Source organism: Marinobacter sp. CH_CUG1437-1 (assembly GCF_037029655.1).
GTDB lineage: Bacteria > Pseudomonadota > Gammaproteobacteria > Pseudomonadales > Oleiphilaceae > Marinobacter > Marinobacter salsuginis.
Window position 1 is genome coordinate 653,479 of the sequence record NZ_JAYMEW010000002.1, and the last position, 16,561, is coordinate 670,039.

Here is a 16,561-nt window from a genome sequence, read left to right on the forward strand (position 1 = left end):
ATGCTATCGAACTCCGACATTGAAGCGCTGGAAGACATCCTCTTCGCGGAACCCTGGGGGGAGGATGCCCTGGACTTCTTCGGCTTCCACGGGGTGGTCTGCGCCAGCGTCGTCGGCCCGGCCGAACTGAGTGCAGAAGACATCTTCCGCCTCGCCACTGGCGCCGATCAGTTGCCGGACACCGGGATTCCCGAGGTGTTCAGGCGCTGCTCCGCCCAGTTGGCAAATGACATGGCCCATGCCCTGGATATGGGGCAGGCCCTGGAATTGCCGGAGCCCGAGGACGGCGACCCGATGAACGCTCTGGAAAACTGGTGCGCCGGGTTTGTGGACACTTTCCTTGAACATGAAGAGGAATGGCTGGAGGCATCCAGCGAGGAAGAGACCGCCGATCTGATGGTGCCTATGCTGACCCTATCGGGACTGTTCGACGACGAGGACTTCCAGAAAGTTCGCAACAGTGAGAAGTTGTCCCGGCAAATGGCCGATGCCATTCCGGACTCACTGACCGACCTGTACCTTCTGTTCCACGCGCCGGATTAACCCGTCGCAGACCTCAAAATGGGTTGCCTGAAGGAATGCCAGACCGGCTCAAGCCCGTCTGGCATTTTCATGATGCGGCCAAGCTCACACCAGGGCGCACCCGGAAAGTGAAAATCACTGCCCTGGGACGCCAGTAACTTCTCTTTCCTGCACAGCTCTGCCAGAAAGCCCAGGTCGCCGCTGGACTGCCCGGAGGTGGACACCTCGATGGCTTGCCCCCCTGCCCTTCGGAAATCCGAGGTCAGCTCCCTCAGTTTGGTTGCCGTCAGCTGATATTTCCGGGGGTGGGCAAGAACCGCAACGCCGCCCGCCTCGGTAATCCAGCGAATGACCTCCGATAGCTCCGGCCAGAAGGCCTTTACATCACCCGGCTTACCGGCGCCCAGATACCGTTTGAATGCCTGGCCGGTATTATTGACCACGCCAGCCTCTGTCAGAACCTGGGCGAAGTGCGGGCGTCCCGGCACGTCCCCGCCGGCGGCCTCCGATGCCCTGGCCAGCAGATCATCAATACCAAGCTTGCCCAGGCGCTCGGCGATCATTCGCGCACGAGCCCAGCGATTCTCGTTCTGCCGCTCAAGCGCCTGCCGAAAACCCTCGGCAGCGGGATCAAAATCCAGACCCACGATGTGGATCGTGCGGCTTTTCCAGAGGCAGGAGAGTTCAACGCCGGGGATCAGCTCGATGCCCTGTACCTGTGCAGCAGTTTGCGCTTCGGCAAGGCCGGCGATCGTGTCATGGTCGGTCAGGGAAAGATGGGTGACGCCGCGACCGGCAGCCCGCTCAACCAGCGCGGCCGGTGATAGCGCGCCATCGGAAGCCGTGCTGTGGCAATGTAGATCAATGCACAAATGCGGGTCTTGCGGTATAGTCACAAAATATCCTGAATCATCAGATAACTGGCGGCGTGCCGCGGGCTTACAGTGTACCAGCCAACCCTTGCGCGACACGACCGCTGATTGTCTGGCTGTTCACCCCGGTTATGAGTGTCATTACGGAGAGCTGAATGTACTACGCGATTATCAGTGAAGACGTCGAGAACAGCCTGCCGTTGCGTCAGTCCGCGCGACCTGCTCACATCGAGCGGCTGCAGGTATTGAAAGCCGAAGGCCGGTTACTTGTTGCCGGTCCTCACCCGGCGCTCGACACACCAGAGCCTGGCGATGCCGGCTTTACCGGCAGCCTGGTGGTCGCGGAGTTCGACTCCCTGGAAGCAGCCCAGGCGTGGGCAGATGCCGACCCTTATGTGGATGCAGGCGTCTACCAGAAGGTGGTGGTGAAGCCCTTCAAGGCTGTTTTGCCGTAAGCGATGCCATGGGGCTCTATGAGTTTATTGTAATGATGGCTCGCTTGCACGGCGGGGCATCTGTGACAAAATTGCGCTTTTAATCACGCTCAGATTTCAATCGCAGAACTTCAGGGAACGTAACCAGTGACGCTTTTTCGTCTCGCCATCAGTGTCTTGTTCGCAGTGTCGTCCATTGCCGTTGCCCAGGCCAAAACTGTCTGGGTGGACGACCAGTTGTATCTTCCGGTGAGATCCGGCGCGGGCTCCCAGTTCCGGATCATCGAGAACGCGGTTCCCAGCGGCACACCGCTGGAAGTGATCGAGGCGTCCGATTCCGGGTATACACTTGTTCGCACGCCCAAGGGCACTGAGGGCTGGGTTTCCAGCCAGTACCTGAGCGAAACGCCTATCGCGGCAGACCGCCTTCGGACAGCCAATCGCCAGCTGGAAGAAACGCGCGCTGAGTTGGCCCAGGTAAAGGAGCAGTTGTCCAACGTCGTCAATGAACGTAACGCTCTGGAAAGCTCCGAGGCCTCCCTTTCCGACCGGTCACAGGAACTCCAGGAAGAGCTCCAGCGGATCAAGAGTATCGCCGCAGATTCCATTAACCTGGAACGTCGCAATCGCGAGCTCCGTGAAGAAAACCAGAAGATTCGCAACGATCTTGAGGTTCTGACGGCCGAAAACGAACGTCTTGAAGCCAGCAAGGAATACGACTTCATGTTGCTGGGCGCCGGCCTGGTTCTTGGTGGTGTGCTGCTGGCACTGATCATCCCCATGCTGAAACCGACAAGAAAAACCGACAACTGGGCCTGATGCCATGAAAGACTATTCGGAAAAACGCGATTTTCACCGTATGCAGGTAAACTCGGAGATTGAGATTACCGATAGCCAGGGCAATAGCTTCAAGGGGGTGTGTCGAGACCTGAGCGCCACCGGCATGCAGCTTTACGTTGATCGGGAAGTAGCCGTGGGAGAGGAGCTCCAGACGGTTCTACATCCCAGCAGTGATCAATTCCCGCCACTGGAGGCGGTTTGTGAAGTAATTCGCTGCGAGGTGGAAGGCGACGGATTCCTGCTGGGAACCAACATCAGCGAAGTTACTCGCTGAACGAAAAACGGCGGCCATTGGCCGCCGTTTTTGTCTGTGCCAGCAAAAGCCTCAAACCAGAGGCTTTTCCGAGACGATAATACCGTTGTTGTCAGCATAGACATACTGCCCGGGGTGGAAGGTAACGCCGTGGAAAGTGACCGGAACATTCAGGTCTCCCAGGCCACGCTTCTCACTCTTTCTGGGATGGGTGCCAAGGGCCTGAACACCCAGGGCGGTGTTGCCAATCTCGTCCACGTCGCGCACGCAACCATAGATAATAAGACCGGCCCACCCGTTGCTCGCCGCTTTCTCTGCCAGCATGTCACCCAGCAGTGCGTGACGCTTTGAAGCGCCACCGTCCACCACCATCACACGACCGTTTCCGGGTTGGCCAACCTGCTCTTTCACCACGGAGTTATCTTCGAAGCACTTCACGGTGACAATCTCACCGCCAAAGGCCTTGTTGCCGCCATAGTTGTTGAAACCGGGCTCTACAACCTGCACTTCCGGAAATTCGTCGCACAGGTCCGGGGTAATTATCGTCGTCACGTTGTCGCTCTCCTTATCCTGGAAATAAACTCAGTCGATTTTTTCGTCGGCCAGGAAGAACCAGGTATCCAGCACCGAATCCGGGTTCAGTGACACCGTATCAATGCCCTGATCCATTAACCATTTGGCAAGATCCGGATGATCCGATGGGCCCTGCCCGCAGATACCAATGTACTTGCCGGCTTTCTTACAGGCCTGAATCGCGTTGGACAACAGGGCCTTGACCGCATCGTTACGCTCATCAAACAGGTGGGCGATGATGCCCGAGTCCCTGTCCAGGCCCAGTGTCAGCTGGGTCAGGTCATTGGAGCCGATAGAGAAGCCGTCAAAGTGCTCAAGGAACTGATCCGCCAACAGCGCGTTGGCCGGCAGCTCGCACATCATAATCACTCGCAGGCCGTTGTCACCGCGCTTGAGTCCGTTCTCCGCCAGCAGATTCACAACCTGCTCTGCTTCACCCACCGTACGAACAAACGGAACCATGACTTCCACGTTGGTCAGGCCCATCTCGTTGCGCACTTTCTTCAGGGCGCGGCATTCCAGCTCAAAGCAGTCCCGGAAAGTGTCAGAGATGTACCGGGAGGCGCCCCGGAACCCGAGCATCGGGTTTTCTTCGTCTGGCTCGTAAAGGGTGCCGCCAATCAGATTGGCATACTCGTTGGATTTGAAATCCGACAGACGCACGATCACCTTCTTGGGCGCGAACGCAGCGGCCAGTGTGGAGATGCCTTCCACCAGTTTATCGACATAGAAATCCACCGGGGAACTGTAGCCGGAGATGCGCTTCTCGACCGTCTGCTTGATATCCCGCGGCAGCCCGTCGAAGTTCAGCAGTGCCTTGGGGTGAACGCCGATCATACGGTTGATGATGAACTCCAGCCGTGCCAGGCCGACGCCCTCATTCGGCAGCGCCTGGAAATCAAAGGCCCGGTCCGGGTTGCCCACGTTCATCATGATCTTGAACGGTATGTTGGGCATGGAGTCCACGGTGTTTTCCCGCAGCTCGAAGTCCAGTGCACCCTCATAGATCATACCGGTATCACCTTCGGCGCAGGAAACAGTGACTTCCTGCCCATCGGTCAACAACTCGGTGGCATCGCCGCAACCGACCACGGCAGGAATGCCAAGCTCGCGGGCAATGATCGCCGCGTGGCAGGTACGACCACCACGATCAGTCACGATGGCGGAGGCCCGTTTCATGACCGGCTCCCAATCCGGGTCGGTCATGTCGGTGACCAGCACATCGCCGGCCTGAACACGATCCATTTCCTTGATGCTGGTAATGATCTTCACGGGACCGCTACCAATCTTGTGGCCGATACTCCGGCCTTCGACCAGAACCTTGCCGGTCTCTTTGAGGAGATAACGCTCCATTACGTTGGCGGAGGCACGACTTTTCACCGTCTCAGGGCGGGCCTGAACGATATAGATCTTGCCGTCGTCCCCATCTTTGGCCCACTCGATGTCCATCGGACGCTGGTAGTGCTTCTCGATGATCATCGCCTGGCGCGCCAGGTCTTCCACCTCGGCATCGGTGATGCAGAAGCGGTTGCGCTCTTCCTGCTCCACCTTGACGGTTTCAACGAATTCTCCCTCGCCGGGCTTGGTGTGGTAGACCATCTTGATGGCTTTGCTGCCCAGATTGCGGCGAAGCACAGCCGGACGGTCCGCTTCCAGTGTCGGCTTGTGTACGTAGAATTCATCCGGGTTCACAGCGCCCTGAACGACCGTCTCACCCAGGCCGTAGGAAGCGGTCACGAACACCACGTCGCGGAAGCCGGATTCGGTGTCGAGGGTAAACATCACGCCACTGGCTGCCGTTTCACTGCGCACCATTTTCTGGATGCCAGCTGAAAGCGCGACCATTTTGTGGTCGAAACCGTGATGTACGCGGTAGGAAATAGCGCGGTCATTAAACAGCGACGCGAAAACTTCCTTCACCGAGGTGCGAACCTGCTCCAGGCCCACCACGTTAAGGAAGGTTTCCTGCTGACCGGCGAACGACGCGTCCGGCAGGTCTTCCGCGGTGGCAGAGGAGCGAACCGCAACCGCCATGTGTTCATTGCCATGCTGCAGGGCGGCGAACGACTCCTTCAGGGCATTTTCCAGAACGTCCGGGAATGGTGTCTCGATGATCCACTGGCGAATCTGCGCACCTACCCGGGCCAGCTCGTTTACGTCATTGATATCCAGAGCGTCCAGAGCATTGTCGATCCGCTCCTTCAATCCGTCCGTGGCGAGAAATTCGCGATAGGCGTGCGCTGTAGTGGCAAAACCACCCGGAACGGTAACACCTGCGTTGGCGAGATTACTGATCATTTCGCCGAGTGAGGCGTTCTTGCCGCCTACCCGATCGACATCGGACATTCCCAGGTGATCAAACCAGATAATGTAATCTTCCAAAGCATGTCTCCCTTGAGTCTGTGAAGCTAAGAGCAAAATCGGGCCAGCGGTAAAAGTAGGCAATATCCACTGCGGAGTCTCGAACTTGGCGTGTATGATACTGTAACCTGCGGAAATTACCTAGGCCACCAGGCCAGGAATCAAGGAACCATGGAACCGGACGATACAGCATGAAACGCACTGCTTTTTTCATTTCTGATGGCACCGGCCTGACAGCCGAAGCACTGGGGCACAGCCTTCTGGCCCAATTCGAAAAAATCGAATTCGAACGGGTCACCGTTCCCTATATTGCGGACGAAGAAAAAGCCCGGGAAATGGTCAAACGGATCAACAAGGCGGCCGAGACCGATGGCGCACGCCCGCTGGTGTTCGACACCATTGTAAATAGCGATATCCGGGAAATCATCGCCACAGCCGAAGGCTTCATGGTGGATATTTTCGGGACCTTTCTCAAACCCATGGAGGAAGAGTTGCAGTCCTCTTCCTCATATACCGTGGGTAAATCCCATGCCATCAATAACGAGGGGAGCTACGAGCGCAGGATCAATGCGGTCAACTTTGCTCTGGATAATGACGATGGCGCACGCACGCGGCATTACGATGAAGCCGATCTGATACTCGTGGGTGCCTCTCGTAGCGGGAAAACACCCACCTGCCTCTATCTGGCCCTGCAATATGGCGTGAAGGCGGCAAACTATCCGATTACGGAAGAAGATCTGGCAGACCAACAGATCCCCAAAGCACTCAAGCCTCATAAAGAGAAGATCTTTGGGCTGACCATTGATCCGGAACGCCTGGCGACCATACGCAACGAGCGCCGGCCAAACTCCCGCTACTCCTCCATCAAGCAGTGCATGCACGAAATCGAGGAAATCGAGTTGATGTACAAGCGTGAGCGGATTCCCTACTTGAACACCACGGCCTATTCCGTAGAGGAAATCTCCACCCGAATCATGGTAACAACCGGGCTGAAAAGACACCGCTAAACATCGCAGGGCGCCAGGGAAATGACCGGGTAACTGAAAAGGGGTCAGATGTGAAAAGAGGTCAGATGAACATTTCATCTGACCCCTTTTTCATAGCGCCTTTTTGTGAAGCCGGGCTCTAGAGTTCTTCGATAGCCAACCCAAGTTTCTCGGCCCTGGCCCGATTCTCCGGGCTGGTTACCACTGCGGTACTGGCTTTTTCGGGCACCAGCCAGGTTCTGGCGACGCGCTTCAGGTCATCCAGTGTGACCGACAGCACTCGCTCCCGGAACCTCGCCCGCTGTTCCAGGGTGCGGCCAAACAGCTTGTTGTGGAAAGCATGCCGAGCTGCACCGGCCGGGGACCGGGGCCTGTCGAGTTGGCCAATCACACCAAGAATCGACTCTTCAAGCTCCTGATAATCATGGTCGTTGTCCTGCAACCACGCCAGGGCGGCATCGAAATCGTCCAACGTTTCCTCCAGGCGCGGATCCCGGTAGGAGAAGAACCGGAAGGTACCATTCACGCTGTCCTGGCCAGCGCCACCACCGTAAGCACCGCCCTTTTCACGGATGGCACGGTGTAAATAACCGTTGCGCAGGAAACCACCAAGCACGGTCAGTGCCGCCGCATCCGGATGGTCCACCGCTACCGTGCTGTAGGCTTTGGAACAGAAGTTGACCTGGGTAGAGGTCAGCCACGCCTCGCGGGTGGTGTAATTGACCGACTCCATTTTCCAGTCAGAAACGGCTGCTTCGGAAGCATCGCGCCAGCAGGACTTCAGGTCATCAACCATCGCCGGAAGCTGCTCGTCCTCACCGATCACCAGGAACTCACGCCCCTGGTTGCGAATTTTCTCATGCAACGCAGACAGTCCGTCACACAGAGCCGCCAGCTCCTCCGGATCCTTCAGGGCCTGATCCAGCTGCTTGGTACCGCGAATACCGGCAAGACCACCGAGCCGGAAAGACAGCCAGGCTCCCGGGCTCATGCCCTGAGACGCCGCGCCCATGGCCAGCGCATGACCACTGCCGGTCACCGCCTGCTCTCGACGAGCCCGAATCTGGGCAATAATTTCCCGGATCCGTTCTTTCTCGTCAAAGCGGGCGCTGGTGTAGACATCCCGCAGAAGACGGGTCAACTCACTGCGGTTACGGGCCAGCGCCTTGCCATTAAAGATGATGTATCCGGACAAGTCCTGAACATCATCAATACGGCCTTTGGCGCTGAACGCCGCCCCGATACCACCGGATTCCGCAGAAATACGATCCTGCATCTGCAGGTAGTCCAGATCACCACAGCCCACTTCGGAAATCAGGGTGGTGTAATAAGGCACCAGCAGAAGCTCTTCTTCTGTCAGAGCCGGAACCGGGACAATAATCTGTTCGTATACCAGACCGTTGGTGCCACGGGCATAAACCGTCGCCGAGATATCGCCGTCATAACGCCCTTCCGGCTCTGGCATCTGCAGGGGCACGTCGGACAGATCCACTTTTGGCAGGATGGAATCGTCATCCTTGTGCATCTGGCGCTCTTCCAGAGCCTTGGCCCGATCCACGATCATCCGGACTTCTTCGTCGGTCAGCTCGGCCTTGCGACGGGCCAGGGCTTCACGGATAGCCTCCTGCCGGCGGGACTCGAGCTTTTCGTCCGGTCGCAGGGTCAAAGTGACCCGGTGTGGGTTCTCCAGTAGCTTGCGGCGGATCAGGTTTGGCACATACTGCGGATCCCGAATTTTCTCCCGGAGCGTTGCCAGCACCGGCTCCAGGTCAAGCAGTTCGACAGGATCACCACCGTGCACCATGGGTGCGATGGCGCTCATGATCAGTTGCAGTCCGTATGGGAACTGGTCACCAGCGATTTCCCGCTGGTGCAGTTCGAGCTGATGCAGGATGGCCTCGAGACGTTCCTCGCTGACGCCCTCCTCCACCACCTTCAGAAGCGTGGATTCGAGCAGCGCTTCCAGATCCTTGTGCTTGTCGGGTTCGCTGCCTTCGATGCCGCAGACAAAGGTCATCTCACGGTTGGAATCTTCCAGCCCGCACATGGGCGACGGTGCATGCCCCAGATCTGTGGTTTCCAGGGCCCGCATCAGCGGCGAGGCACTGTTTTCAAGCAGAACGGCGGACAACAGCTGCCCCTCCAGGTTCTCCTGAAGATCAAAGCTGTGGCCCAGAAGCCACCCCACCACGATGTGGGTCTTGTTGTCGGTACCCTCACCCTCGTTCACGGCGTAGCCCTGCTCCACACGAACGGGCGCAAACATGCGCTTCTCGTCGCGGACCGGCAGATCAATATCCAGTCGGTCAAAACGTTTCAGTGCCAGCTCTTCAAACTTTTCATGATGCTCATGGGCCGGGATATTGCCGTACGTGGCAAATATCGCATTGCTGGGGTGGTAATGATGGCGATAGAACTGAAGCAGGTCGTCGTAACTGAGGTCAACGATGTGGTCCGGCTCACCACCACTGTTGTAGTGATAGGTCGTGGTCGGGAACAGATGGCTGCTCAGGTTCTGCCACAGCTGGGAGGTCGGCGAACTCATCGCGCCTTTCATCTCGTTGTAGACAACGCCCCGATAGACCAGATCGGTCGAGGGATCCTCGGGTTTGTCGAATTCCAGGCGGTGACCCTCCTGGGCAAAATCCAGTGGGTCAAGCTTGGAGAAAAACACGCAATCGAGGTAGACCGACAGCAGATTGTCGAAGTCTTTCCGGTTCATGCTGGCGAACGGATAGGCAGTCCAGTCGCTGCTGGTAAAGGCATTCATGAAGGTGTTCAGCGACCGCCGGATCATCATGAAGAATGGGTCGCGAACCGGAAAACGCTCACTGCCGCAAAGCGCGGTATGCTCGAGAATGTGAGCAACGCCGGTGGAATCCATCGGGAAGGTTCGAAGCGCCACGAAAAATACGTTCTCGCCGTTATCTGCGGCCAGGTGCAGGTGCCGGGCGCCGGTTTTCCTGTGACGATACTCCTCAACCTCAAGGTTGAGCGTGTCGATCCGGTGACTGCGAAGCTTCTCAAAGGCCGGATGGGTTGCGTTGTCGATCACTGCAGCCATTCAAACTATCCTGTCTTTAAACAATTGGAGAATTGTAGGGTAACACGTAGTATCGCTTATCATGCATCACTCCAGTAGCTAAAGGGTACCTCGCCGTCCATGACAACTCCCGCTCCTCAGACAAAGGCAGTTGACGCTCCGGAAGTCGCCGCTTATTGGGCAGAACGACGAAATTACCTTGACCGGATCCGGAAGGTACCGGAAATCAGACAGCGCTTCTGGCGGGAAGTTGCCATATACCTGCTGCGTCGCCTGCTCTGGTCTTTTGGATTTTTCCCGGTTTTTATCGCTTTCTGGGTTCCATTTGTGATGGCCAGCTTCAATCCCGTTGTGCTGGCTTCAGATCTGATCCCACTGTTGCAGGATTTCGTTGATTCCAATCCAGAGGTGCAAGCGACCACCATCAGTACACTGGTCATCGCCTGGGCCTCCATCGGGTTCTTCTTCCTGGTATTTGACTTCGTGCTGACCCCCTTCAAATCACCCTATGAATACGAAGCCGACGTGTACATGAGATCATGGGAACAACTCAACCATGATCAGCTTCCGGATAAAGTGTGATTTGGCCTGCATTCTCGGTAACTGCCGGACACTTTCTGTTACATAGTGTTGCAGTCACTGGGTAAGATGAAGCGGTAGACAGAATTCCAAGAATGCAGGATCACGAGGTTCCGTCATGGTCGATTTCAGACCGCTTCTGTTCATAAATGCCCTGGCACTTATGCTGTTGGTTACCGCCGGGTTCGCATCCGTGCGGGATGACCTTCGAATGACGGAAACCTTCGAGCCACCTGCCGTCGAGCAGGTGATCACATCCGGCCCTGATGAATCGGAGATCAGCGCGCCGCCTGAACCTGCTGCCATTGCGTCCCCCCTACCGGAGCCAGCTCCCCAGCAATCCAACACGCCCGTGGTCGACGCCACCCCGTTCACCATTCCGCCCATGCCTGAGAATCCGGAGGTTCTGGCAATGGCTGAATCGCCGGCAGCCATGGCAACCCGGACTGATACAGCCAAGGCAACTCGGGAAAAACCGGCAAAACAACAGCAGCCAGAGCGACCAACACAGGCTCTGCTGGTGCTCCGCTCAAATGTGGTCGGCGATCAGGTGACGATAAACGGAAAGCAATACGGCGCCACTCGCCTGGACCTGGAGCTGGATCCGGGCCGGTATGAGGTCACTATCAGCAAGCCAGGCTTCAAGCCCTGGAATCGCACCGTGGCCCTTGAAGCCGGCAACGAGATGACCCTGGTGGGCGAACTGGAAGCCTTTACCACGGTAAATTTCCGGGACGGGACCTGGGTCGGCGGTGTGAAAACCGGTGACGGCACCTATCAGGATGCGGACGGCCTGCGCTACGAAGGCCACTTTGTGGACGGTGAATTCCACGGCCAGGGCACTGCCTGGTATCCAGACGGCAGCCGCTACGAGGGAGACTGGGCTGCCGGACAACGCGAGGGCGAAGGCGAATGGCGCAGCGCTGACGGGTCCAGGTACTCCGGCGAATTCCGGACCGACCAGTTCAATGGCAAAGGCACCCTGACATTGGCAAACGGAGACATACTGACCGGACACTGGCAGGACGGGCAACTCAATGGCCACGGTTCCCTGACTACTGCGGACGGCATGCTCTATGTGGGCGGATTCCGGAACAACGAATTTCATGGCAGTGGCACACTGACCTACCCCGATGGAAGGCACTACGAAGGCGAATTTTCCAACGGCGCTTTCCACGGCACAGGAACCGAGGTCTTCGCCAGTGGCAAGAAATACGAAGGTCAGTACATCGAAGGGAAGTTTCATGGCAGGGGTTTGCTGAAAAACCCCAACGGCAGTTCAATCGAAGCCACTTTCCGTCATGGCGAGCCTTACGGACAGGTGCGCCTGACCACGGCGGCAGGGGAGATTTTCACTGCCCGAACCACTGAACCCGGTGTCTGTTATCGGGACAAGAGCTACCGGGCCACAGAGTGCCCGAAACTGGAAGGCTGGTAATCCCGGCAGCCCGATAACAAACGCGTTTGCAGTAAACGATTGAGGTAGTGACATGGCGATCAAAAACGCTCTGCTGGTAGATGACTCCAAGGTGGCACGATTTGCCCTGAGCAAACTGTTGGAGAGTCGCGATATGGAAGTCAACATGGCTGGCTCGGCCGAAGAGGCCCTGGATTTCCTCAACAGCCATGGCCGCCCGGATGTCATCTTCATGGACCATCTGATGCCCGGAATGAATGGCGTTGAGGCCACCAAGGCCATCAAGGGCAATCCGGAGACCGCCAGCATTCCCATCATCATGTGCACATCCAAGAAATCGTCCTCGTTTATGGAAGAGGCGCGAAACTTTGGTGTCTACAACATCCTGACCAAGCCGCCACAAACCGAAGGACTCAAAGAAGTTCTGGACCAACTGGCCAGCGATGTCACAGGGGGAACCCTGCCAGAACCGCCCACTGAATCAGCGTCCGCCTACGTCGACGAGGATGAATTACTGAACGTCCCGGCGGATGCTTCGGTGGAACTGTCTCCCAAAACAGGCGATTCCGCCGGTCGTGGCAACCCTCAGGCCAACGTGGTTCCCCTGACCAGCGAGCTTATCGAGCAGATTGCCCGTTCTGCGGTCAAAACCCACATCAACAATCGGCTGCATGAACTGCTCAGCTCGCTCTTTGATGAACAGTTCGACCACCTGAAGCGCGCGCTGGACGAGTCTCGCAGCAAGCAGGACGCGGCTATCGAGGAGCGCCTGAACGCAGTGACTGAAATGGTCGAGGAGCGAACCAGAAGCCTGCGCGACGACGTCGCCGCCGAAGTCAATCTCAACCTCGGCAGCGAGCTGGCAGTTCTCAAGAAGGAGCTGAAAAAGAATTCCGGCTTTACCAGCGATCATATGGCTGAGCTAAAAGATCACATCACCAGCGTTCAGACGATCGATACCGAGTTCTGGCAGACCCTTCAATCCGAGGCCATTCAGCAGGCCCATGAAATTTCCCGGGAAACCGCTGAAGACATCGCCCAGCGGACAATCGATCTGTTCGTTGCCCAACAGCGTTCTGCAGCCTCTCGAGTCTACACCATTGGTCTTGCCGTAAGCCTCGGGATCTTCAGCGTCGGGATTGCCTGGCTGTCAGGCCTTTTCGGCTAAGCAGCGCCCGGATTCTGCGCCAGTCTGCCGGGGTGTCCACATCGTCGTGGACCCCCGGAATATCGACCCGGGTGGCCCGCATCTCTGCCAGCAGCTGCCCAGCGCCCTTATCCCCCTCCAGATCAAGCACCAGAGGCCAGAGCCAGCGTGGAAGGTAGGCAGGCACGCCCGGCCTCCCCCCATAATCTGCGGCAATCGGCTGATCCGGCACATAGCGCGCGGCCTTGCCAAAAGCCTCAAGGGCATTCAGATCCAATAACGGTTGGTCCGCCACCAGAACGAAAGCCCCTTTCGCAGCGGGCCCCAGGCTTCGAAGCCCTGCAGACAGCGACGCTGAAATCCCATGCTGCCAATCCGGCGTTCTCAGCCATAACGATGGTTGGCGTCGGCAACGAAAGCGGATCAAGGGGTACCAGGCACCGCACACAACCCGGACGTCCGGGCTCAATACTCGGCCCTGGCCAATGGCTGCATCCAGGAGAATACGGTTGCGGGAATCGGTTACCTCCGGATCCCGGGGGCCCAGAGGCAACAGGGCTTTGGGCCGGCCAAGGCGGCTGGAGGCACCGGCAGCCAGTACCAGTACCGGGAATTGCTGATCGTTGAGCTTGTCGAAGTTTAAGATGATGAAACCCGTACAGTAAGAAATGGAGCCCGGGGAATCCGCCAGACTGCTGTATTCGATGATTTTTGCTAGAATTCCGCCATCAATCAATCATACCCGCCTGGAAATTTGATGAACCATCTGTTTGTAGACAACCTGACCGTTATCGATTTCGCTTACCTCGACCCGACCCGGGGGTTGGTGGGTGAAAGCTGGATTGCGGATGTGGTGCTTGGCGGGGAGCTGGACGAACAGGGTATGGTGTTCGACTTCAGCAACGTAAAACGCACCATCAAGCGGGTCATTGATGAGCGAGTGGACCATCGCCTGGTCATTCCCCGAGGTTACCACGGATTGTCATGGAACGAGGAAGAGCCAGACACCTTCAACTGGTCGCTGACCGATGGCAGCCAGATCACTCACCGGTCGCCGGACGAAGCCATCGTCTGGCTGTCCGCCGACCGGGTTGTGCCATCAGCTGTTGCCTCGCTGCTGGAACAGGAAATCAAGGCGGTGCTTCCCGCCAATGTAATTTCCGTGGAGATCAACCTCCGGGAAGAAGAAATCGACGGCGCCTACTATCACTACGTGCACGGCCTGAAGAAACACCTGGGCAACTGCCAGCGCATCGCCCACGGTCACCGCTCGCCGATCCGTATCGACCGTAACGGGCATCGCGATTACGACCTGGAACGCCGCTGGGCGAAACTCTGGCGCGACATCTACGTGGGTTCAGAAGAAGATGTGGTGCGTCGGCATGTGGGTGAAGACGGCGTTCGCTATGTGACCTTCGAATACGAAGCCAACCAGGGCGAGTTTGCGCTGACCCTGCCAGAGGAGCGCGTGTACATGCTGGATACCGACACGACGGTAGAGCTGATTGCCGCCCACATGGCAGACAAGCTCAAGGTGGAGTTTGCGACAGACACCATCCGGGTGAAGGCCTATGAAGGTGTTGGCAAAGGGGCCATTGCGGAGCGTTGATTGAAGTCCTGAAAACGGGATCAGAAGAACTTTTCTACTGATTCCTGGTTTACAGGCACAAAAAAACCGCCCGAAGGCGGTTTTTTTGATGGCTTTCCGGTGGACTAAACCGAAAAGCCTAATTGGCGTCCCCTAGGGGGTTCGAACCCCTGTTGCCGCCGTGAAAGGGCGGAGTCCTAGGCCACTAGACGAAGGGGACTAGAAATTGGTGGAGCCAGGCGGGATCGAACCGCCGACCTCAACACTGCCAGTGTTGCGCTCTCCCAGCTGAGCTATGGCCCCTCAACGGCTGCGTATATTAAGGATCCGCCCTATGGGCGTCAACCTCTGAATCACACTTTTTTTCAGTTTTCTGAACATCCCTGTTCGAGCCGTTTATTAATTCACCAAAGCGGTCAATGAATACCCAGAGCCGCGTATTCCTTTTCCACTTTCTTTGTTTCTTTCTTGGAAAAGCCACCCATAACTTCCAGCGCATGCCGAAGCCTTGAACGGGTCATGTCCGGGCCCAGAAGCGCCATGGAATCCATCACGGACCAGGAGTTCGGCGTACCAGCCACCGCCACAAAGATAGAGAACATGAAATCACCCATCTTCAGCTCCATGGCCTTGGCCAGGGCCTTGATGTCCGCGAAGATGGTTTCCTTGCCCCAATGGCGCTGGGCTTCAAGCTTCCACAATGTAAACTGCAGAACCCGCTTGATCTGAGCTTCCTCCAGTTTGTTGTGGGCAAAGTCTTCCGGCTTCAGGTTGAGCATACCGGAGAACATAAACTGGGCCATGGGCGCCACATCCGAAAATACCTCTGCCCTGCCCTTGATGTGGGGCACCAGAGCACGCAGGGCATCCTCGTTGAACCACCACTGGCGCATGCGCTCCATGAACTGCTCTTCGGTCAGCTCTTCACGCAGCCACTGGCCGTTCAGCCAGCGAAGTTTCTCCACATCGAACACCGGGCCACCAAGGGACACACGCTGGATGTCGAAATTCTCGATCATCTCGTCCAGGGTGAACTTTTCCCGCTCGTCCGGCATTGACCAGCCCATACGCCCCAGGTAATTGGTCACAGCCTCTGGAAGAAAGCCCATTCGCTCATAGAAGTTGATGCTGGTGGGGTTCTTGCGTTTGGACAGCTTGCTCTTGTCCGGATTACGCAACAGCGGCAGGTGACAGAGCACCGGCATCTCCCAGCCAAAATACTGGTACAACAGCTTGTGTTTGGGCGCCGAGTTGATCCACTCCTCTCCACGCAAAACATGGGTGATTTCCATCAGGTGATCATCAACCACATTCGCCAGGTGATAGGTGGGCATGCCGTCGGACTTGAGCAGAATCTGGCAGTCCACCTGAGCCCAGTCGATCTCAATGGTGCCCCGAAGCATGTCGTCGATCTCGCAGACGCCCTCATCGGGCACTTTCATGCGAATCACATATGGATCGCCTGCATCAAGGCGGCGCTTCACTTCATCCTCAGGCAACTCCAGATCGCCCTTGATGCCCGGATTCAAGCCCTGAGCCTTGCGCTCTTCCCGAATGGCTTCAAGCTCTTCCGGTGTGCGGAAGCAGTAAAACGCATGCCCGGCCGTGACCAGGTCCTCGGCATACTGGCGGTAGGAGTGCTTGCGCTCGGACTGGCGATAGGGGCCGTGAGGACCACCGACATCGGGGCCTTCGTCCCAGTTCAGACCAAGCCAGCGAAGCGCCTTTAGAATGTCCTGCTCGGACTCCGCAGTACTGCGGGCCTGGTCAGTATCTTCGATACGCAGGATGAACTGCCCGCCGTGCTGACGGGCAAAACACAGGTTGAACAGGGCCACGTAGGCGGTACCAACGTGAGGGTCACCCGTAGGTGACGGAGCAATTCGGGTACGTACAGTCATGAAACCTTCCTGAAAAATCGGTGGCCGTTTTGTAAAGCGGGCATT

General features: G+C 57.2%; 15 protein-coding genes and 2 tRNA genes. 9 read left to right on the forward strand and 8 right to left on the reverse strand.

Annotation, left to right across the window (positions count from 1 at the left end):
• Positions 1–543, forward strand: a complete 543-nt coding sequence (locus tag WA411_RS08345; RefSeq protein ID WP_069183270.1) for a YecA/YgfB family protein — start codon at positions 1–3, stop codon at positions 541–543.
• On the opposite strand, the gene WA411_RS08350 is transcribed toward WA411_RS08345, so the two are convergent.
• Positions 540–1,418, reverse strand: coding sequence for a PHP domain-containing protein (locus WA411_RS08350; protein ID WP_291906919.1), 879 nt, complete (start codon positions 1,416–1,418; stop codon positions 540–542). The genes WA411_RS08345 and WA411_RS08350 overlap by 4 nt on opposite strands.
• A 131-nt stretch (positions 1,419–1,549) precedes the next feature.
• On the opposite strand from WA411_RS08350, the gene WA411_RS08355 reads away from it, so the two are divergent.
• The 3 genes from WA411_RS08355 to WA411_RS08365 all read left to right on the forward strand — a co-directional run bounded on the left by WA411_RS08355 (position 1,550) and on the right by WA411_RS08365 (position 2,942).
• Positions 1,550–1,849, forward strand: a complete 300-nt coding sequence (locus WA411_RS08355) for a YciI family protein (RefSeq protein ID WP_291906917.1) — start codon at positions 1,550–1,552, stop codon at positions 1,847–1,849.
• Positions 1,850–1,975: 126 nt separating this feature from the next.
• Positions 1,976–2,647 (forward strand): TIGR04211 family SH3 domain-containing protein, encoded by a 672-nt coding sequence (locus WA411_RS08360; protein WP_069183267.1) that lies wholly within the window; start codon positions 1,976–1,978, stop codon positions 2,645–2,647.
• Positions 2,648–2,651: 4 nt separating this feature from the next.
• A complete protein-coding gene (locus tag WA411_RS08365) occupies positions 2,652–2,942 on the forward strand; it encodes a PilZ domain-containing protein (RefSeq protein WP_291906914.1) in 291 nt (96 codons plus the stop codon).
• A gap of 51 nt (positions 2,943–2,993) precedes the next feature.
• On the opposite strand, the gene rraA is transcribed toward WA411_RS08365, so the two are convergent.
• The gene (gene rraA / locus WA411_RS08370) at positions 2,994–3,473 is read right to left on the reverse strand and encodes a ribonuclease E activity regulator RraA (RefSeq protein ID WP_291906912.1); all 480 of its coding nucleotides are present in this window, start codon (positions 3,471–3,473) and stop codon (positions 2,994–2,996) included.
• Between the two features lie 30 nt (positions 3,474–3,503).
• Entirely contained in the window at positions 3,504–5,840 is a 2,337-nt protein-coding gene (gene ppsA, locus WA411_RS08375) for a phosphoenolpyruvate synthase (RefSeq protein ID WP_418766806.1), read from the reverse strand.
• A gap of 206 nt (positions 5,841–6,046) precedes the next feature.
• On the opposite strand from ppsA, the gene ppsR reads away from it, so the two are divergent.
• The gene (gene ppsR, locus WA411_RS08380) at positions 6,047–6,862 is read left to right on the forward strand and encodes a posphoenolpyruvate synthetase regulatory kinase/phosphorylase PpsR (RefSeq protein ID WP_069183263.1); all 816 of its coding nucleotides are present in this window, start codon (positions 6,047–6,049) and stop codon (positions 6,860–6,862) included.
• A gap of 118 nt (positions 6,863–6,980) precedes the next feature.
• Here the strand turns inward: ppsR and WA411_RS08385 are convergent, their stop codons facing one another.
• A complete protein-coding gene (locus tag WA411_RS08385) occupies positions 6,981–9,905 on the reverse strand; it encodes an insulinase family protein (RefSeq protein ID WP_291906907.1) in 2,925 nt (974 codons plus the stop codon).
• Between the two features lie 99 nt (positions 9,906–10,004).
• On the opposite strand from WA411_RS08385, the gene WA411_RS08390 reads away from it, so the two are divergent.
• From WA411_RS08390 to WA411_RS08400, 3 genes are all read left to right on the forward strand, one after another.
• Positions 10,005–10,466: a hypothetical protein gene (locus WA411_RS08390; protein WP_069183261.1), complete on the forward strand. Its 462-nt coding sequence runs from the start codon at positions 10,005–10,007 to the stop codon at positions 10,464–10,466.
• Positions 10,467–10,581: 115 nt separating this feature from the next.
• Complete coding sequence (locus WA411_RS08395; RefSeq protein ID WP_209396928.1) at positions 10,582–11,901, forward strand: PEGA domain-containing protein; 1,320 nt, start codon at positions 10,582–10,584, stop codon at positions 11,899–11,901.
• 52 nt (positions 11,902–11,953) lie between these two features.
• Positions 11,954–13,048, forward strand: a complete 1,095-nt coding sequence (locus WA411_RS08400) for a response regulator (protein WP_153633568.1) — start codon at positions 11,954–11,956, stop codon at positions 13,046–13,048.
• On the opposite strand, the gene WA411_RS08405 is transcribed toward WA411_RS08400, so the two are convergent.
• A complete protein-coding gene (locus WA411_RS08405; protein WP_291906899.1) occupies positions 13,008–13,763 on the reverse strand; it encodes a nucleotidyltransferase family protein in 756 nt (251 codons plus the stop codon). The two genes, WA411_RS08400 and WA411_RS08405, sit on opposite strands and share 41 nt — an antisense overlap.
• Positions 13,764–13,784: 21 nt before the next feature.
• Between WA411_RS08405 and WA411_RS08410 the strand changes: the two genes are divergently transcribed.
• Positions 13,785–14,636, forward strand: coding sequence for a 6-carboxytetrahydropterin synthase (locus WA411_RS08410; RefSeq protein WP_069183258.1), 852 nt, complete (start codon positions 13,785–13,787; stop codon positions 14,634–14,636).
• A 123-nt stretch (positions 14,637–14,759) separates the two neighbouring features.
• On the opposite strand, the gene WA411_RS08415 is transcribed toward WA411_RS08410, so the two are convergent.
• The 3 genes from WA411_RS08415 to gltX form a co-directional block, all read right to left on the reverse strand.
• Positions 14,760–14,835: transfer RNA gene (locus WA411_RS08415), tRNA-Glu, on the reverse strand.
• 7 nt (positions 14,836–14,842) lie between these two features.
• Positions 14,843–14,918 (reverse strand) — tRNA-Ala (locus WA411_RS08420).
• Positions 14,919–15,031: 113 nt separating this feature from the next.
• Complete coding sequence (gltX, locus tag WA411_RS08425) at positions 15,032–16,516, reverse strand: glutamate--tRNA ligase (protein ID WP_291906895.1); 1,485 nt, start codon at positions 16,514–16,516, stop codon at positions 15,032–15,034.
• Between the last annotated feature and the right edge of the window lie 45 nt (positions 16,517–16,561).

Coding starts and splice junctions, on each gene's coding strand:
- WA411_RS08345 (WP_069183270.1), top strand. CDS start 1: ATGCTATCGAACTCCGACATTGAAGCGCTGGAAGACATCCTCTTCGCG.
- WA411_RS08355 (WP_291906917.1), top strand. CDS start 1,550: ATGTACTACGCGATTATCAGTGAAGACGTCGAGAACAGCCTGCCGTTG.
- WA411_RS08365 (WP_291906914.1), top strand. CDS start 2,652: ATGAAAGACTATTCGGAAAAACGCGATTTTCACCGTATGCAGGTAAAC.
- ppsA (WP_418766806.1), bottom strand. CDS start 5,840: ATGTCCGATGTCGATCGGGTAGGCGGCAAGAACGCCTCACTCGGCGAA.
- ppsR (WP_069183263.1), top strand. CDS start 6,047: ATGAAACGCACTGCTTTTTTCATTTCTGATGGCACCGGCCTGACAGCC.
- WA411_RS08385 (WP_291906907.1), bottom strand. CDS start 9,905: ATGGCTGCAGTGATCGACAACGCAACCCATCCGGCCTTTGAGAAGCTT.
- WA411_RS08390 (WP_069183261.1), top strand. CDS start 10,005: ATGACAACTCCCGCTCCTCAGACAAAGGCAGTTGACGCTCCGGAAGTC.
- WA411_RS08395 (WP_209396928.1), top strand. CDS start 10,582: ATGGTCGATTTCAGACCGCTTCTGTTCATAAATGCCCTGGCACTTATG.
- WA411_RS08400 (WP_153633568.1), top strand. CDS start 11,954: ATGGCGATCAAAAACGCTCTGCTGGTAGATGACTCCAAGGTGGCACGA.
- WA411_RS08410 (WP_069183258.1), top strand. CDS start 13,785: ATGAACCATCTGTTTGTAGACAACCTGACCGTTATCGATTTCGCTTAC.
- gltX (WP_291906895.1), bottom strand. CDS start 16,516: ATGACTGTACGTACCCGAATTGCTCCGTCACCTACGGGTGACCCTCAC.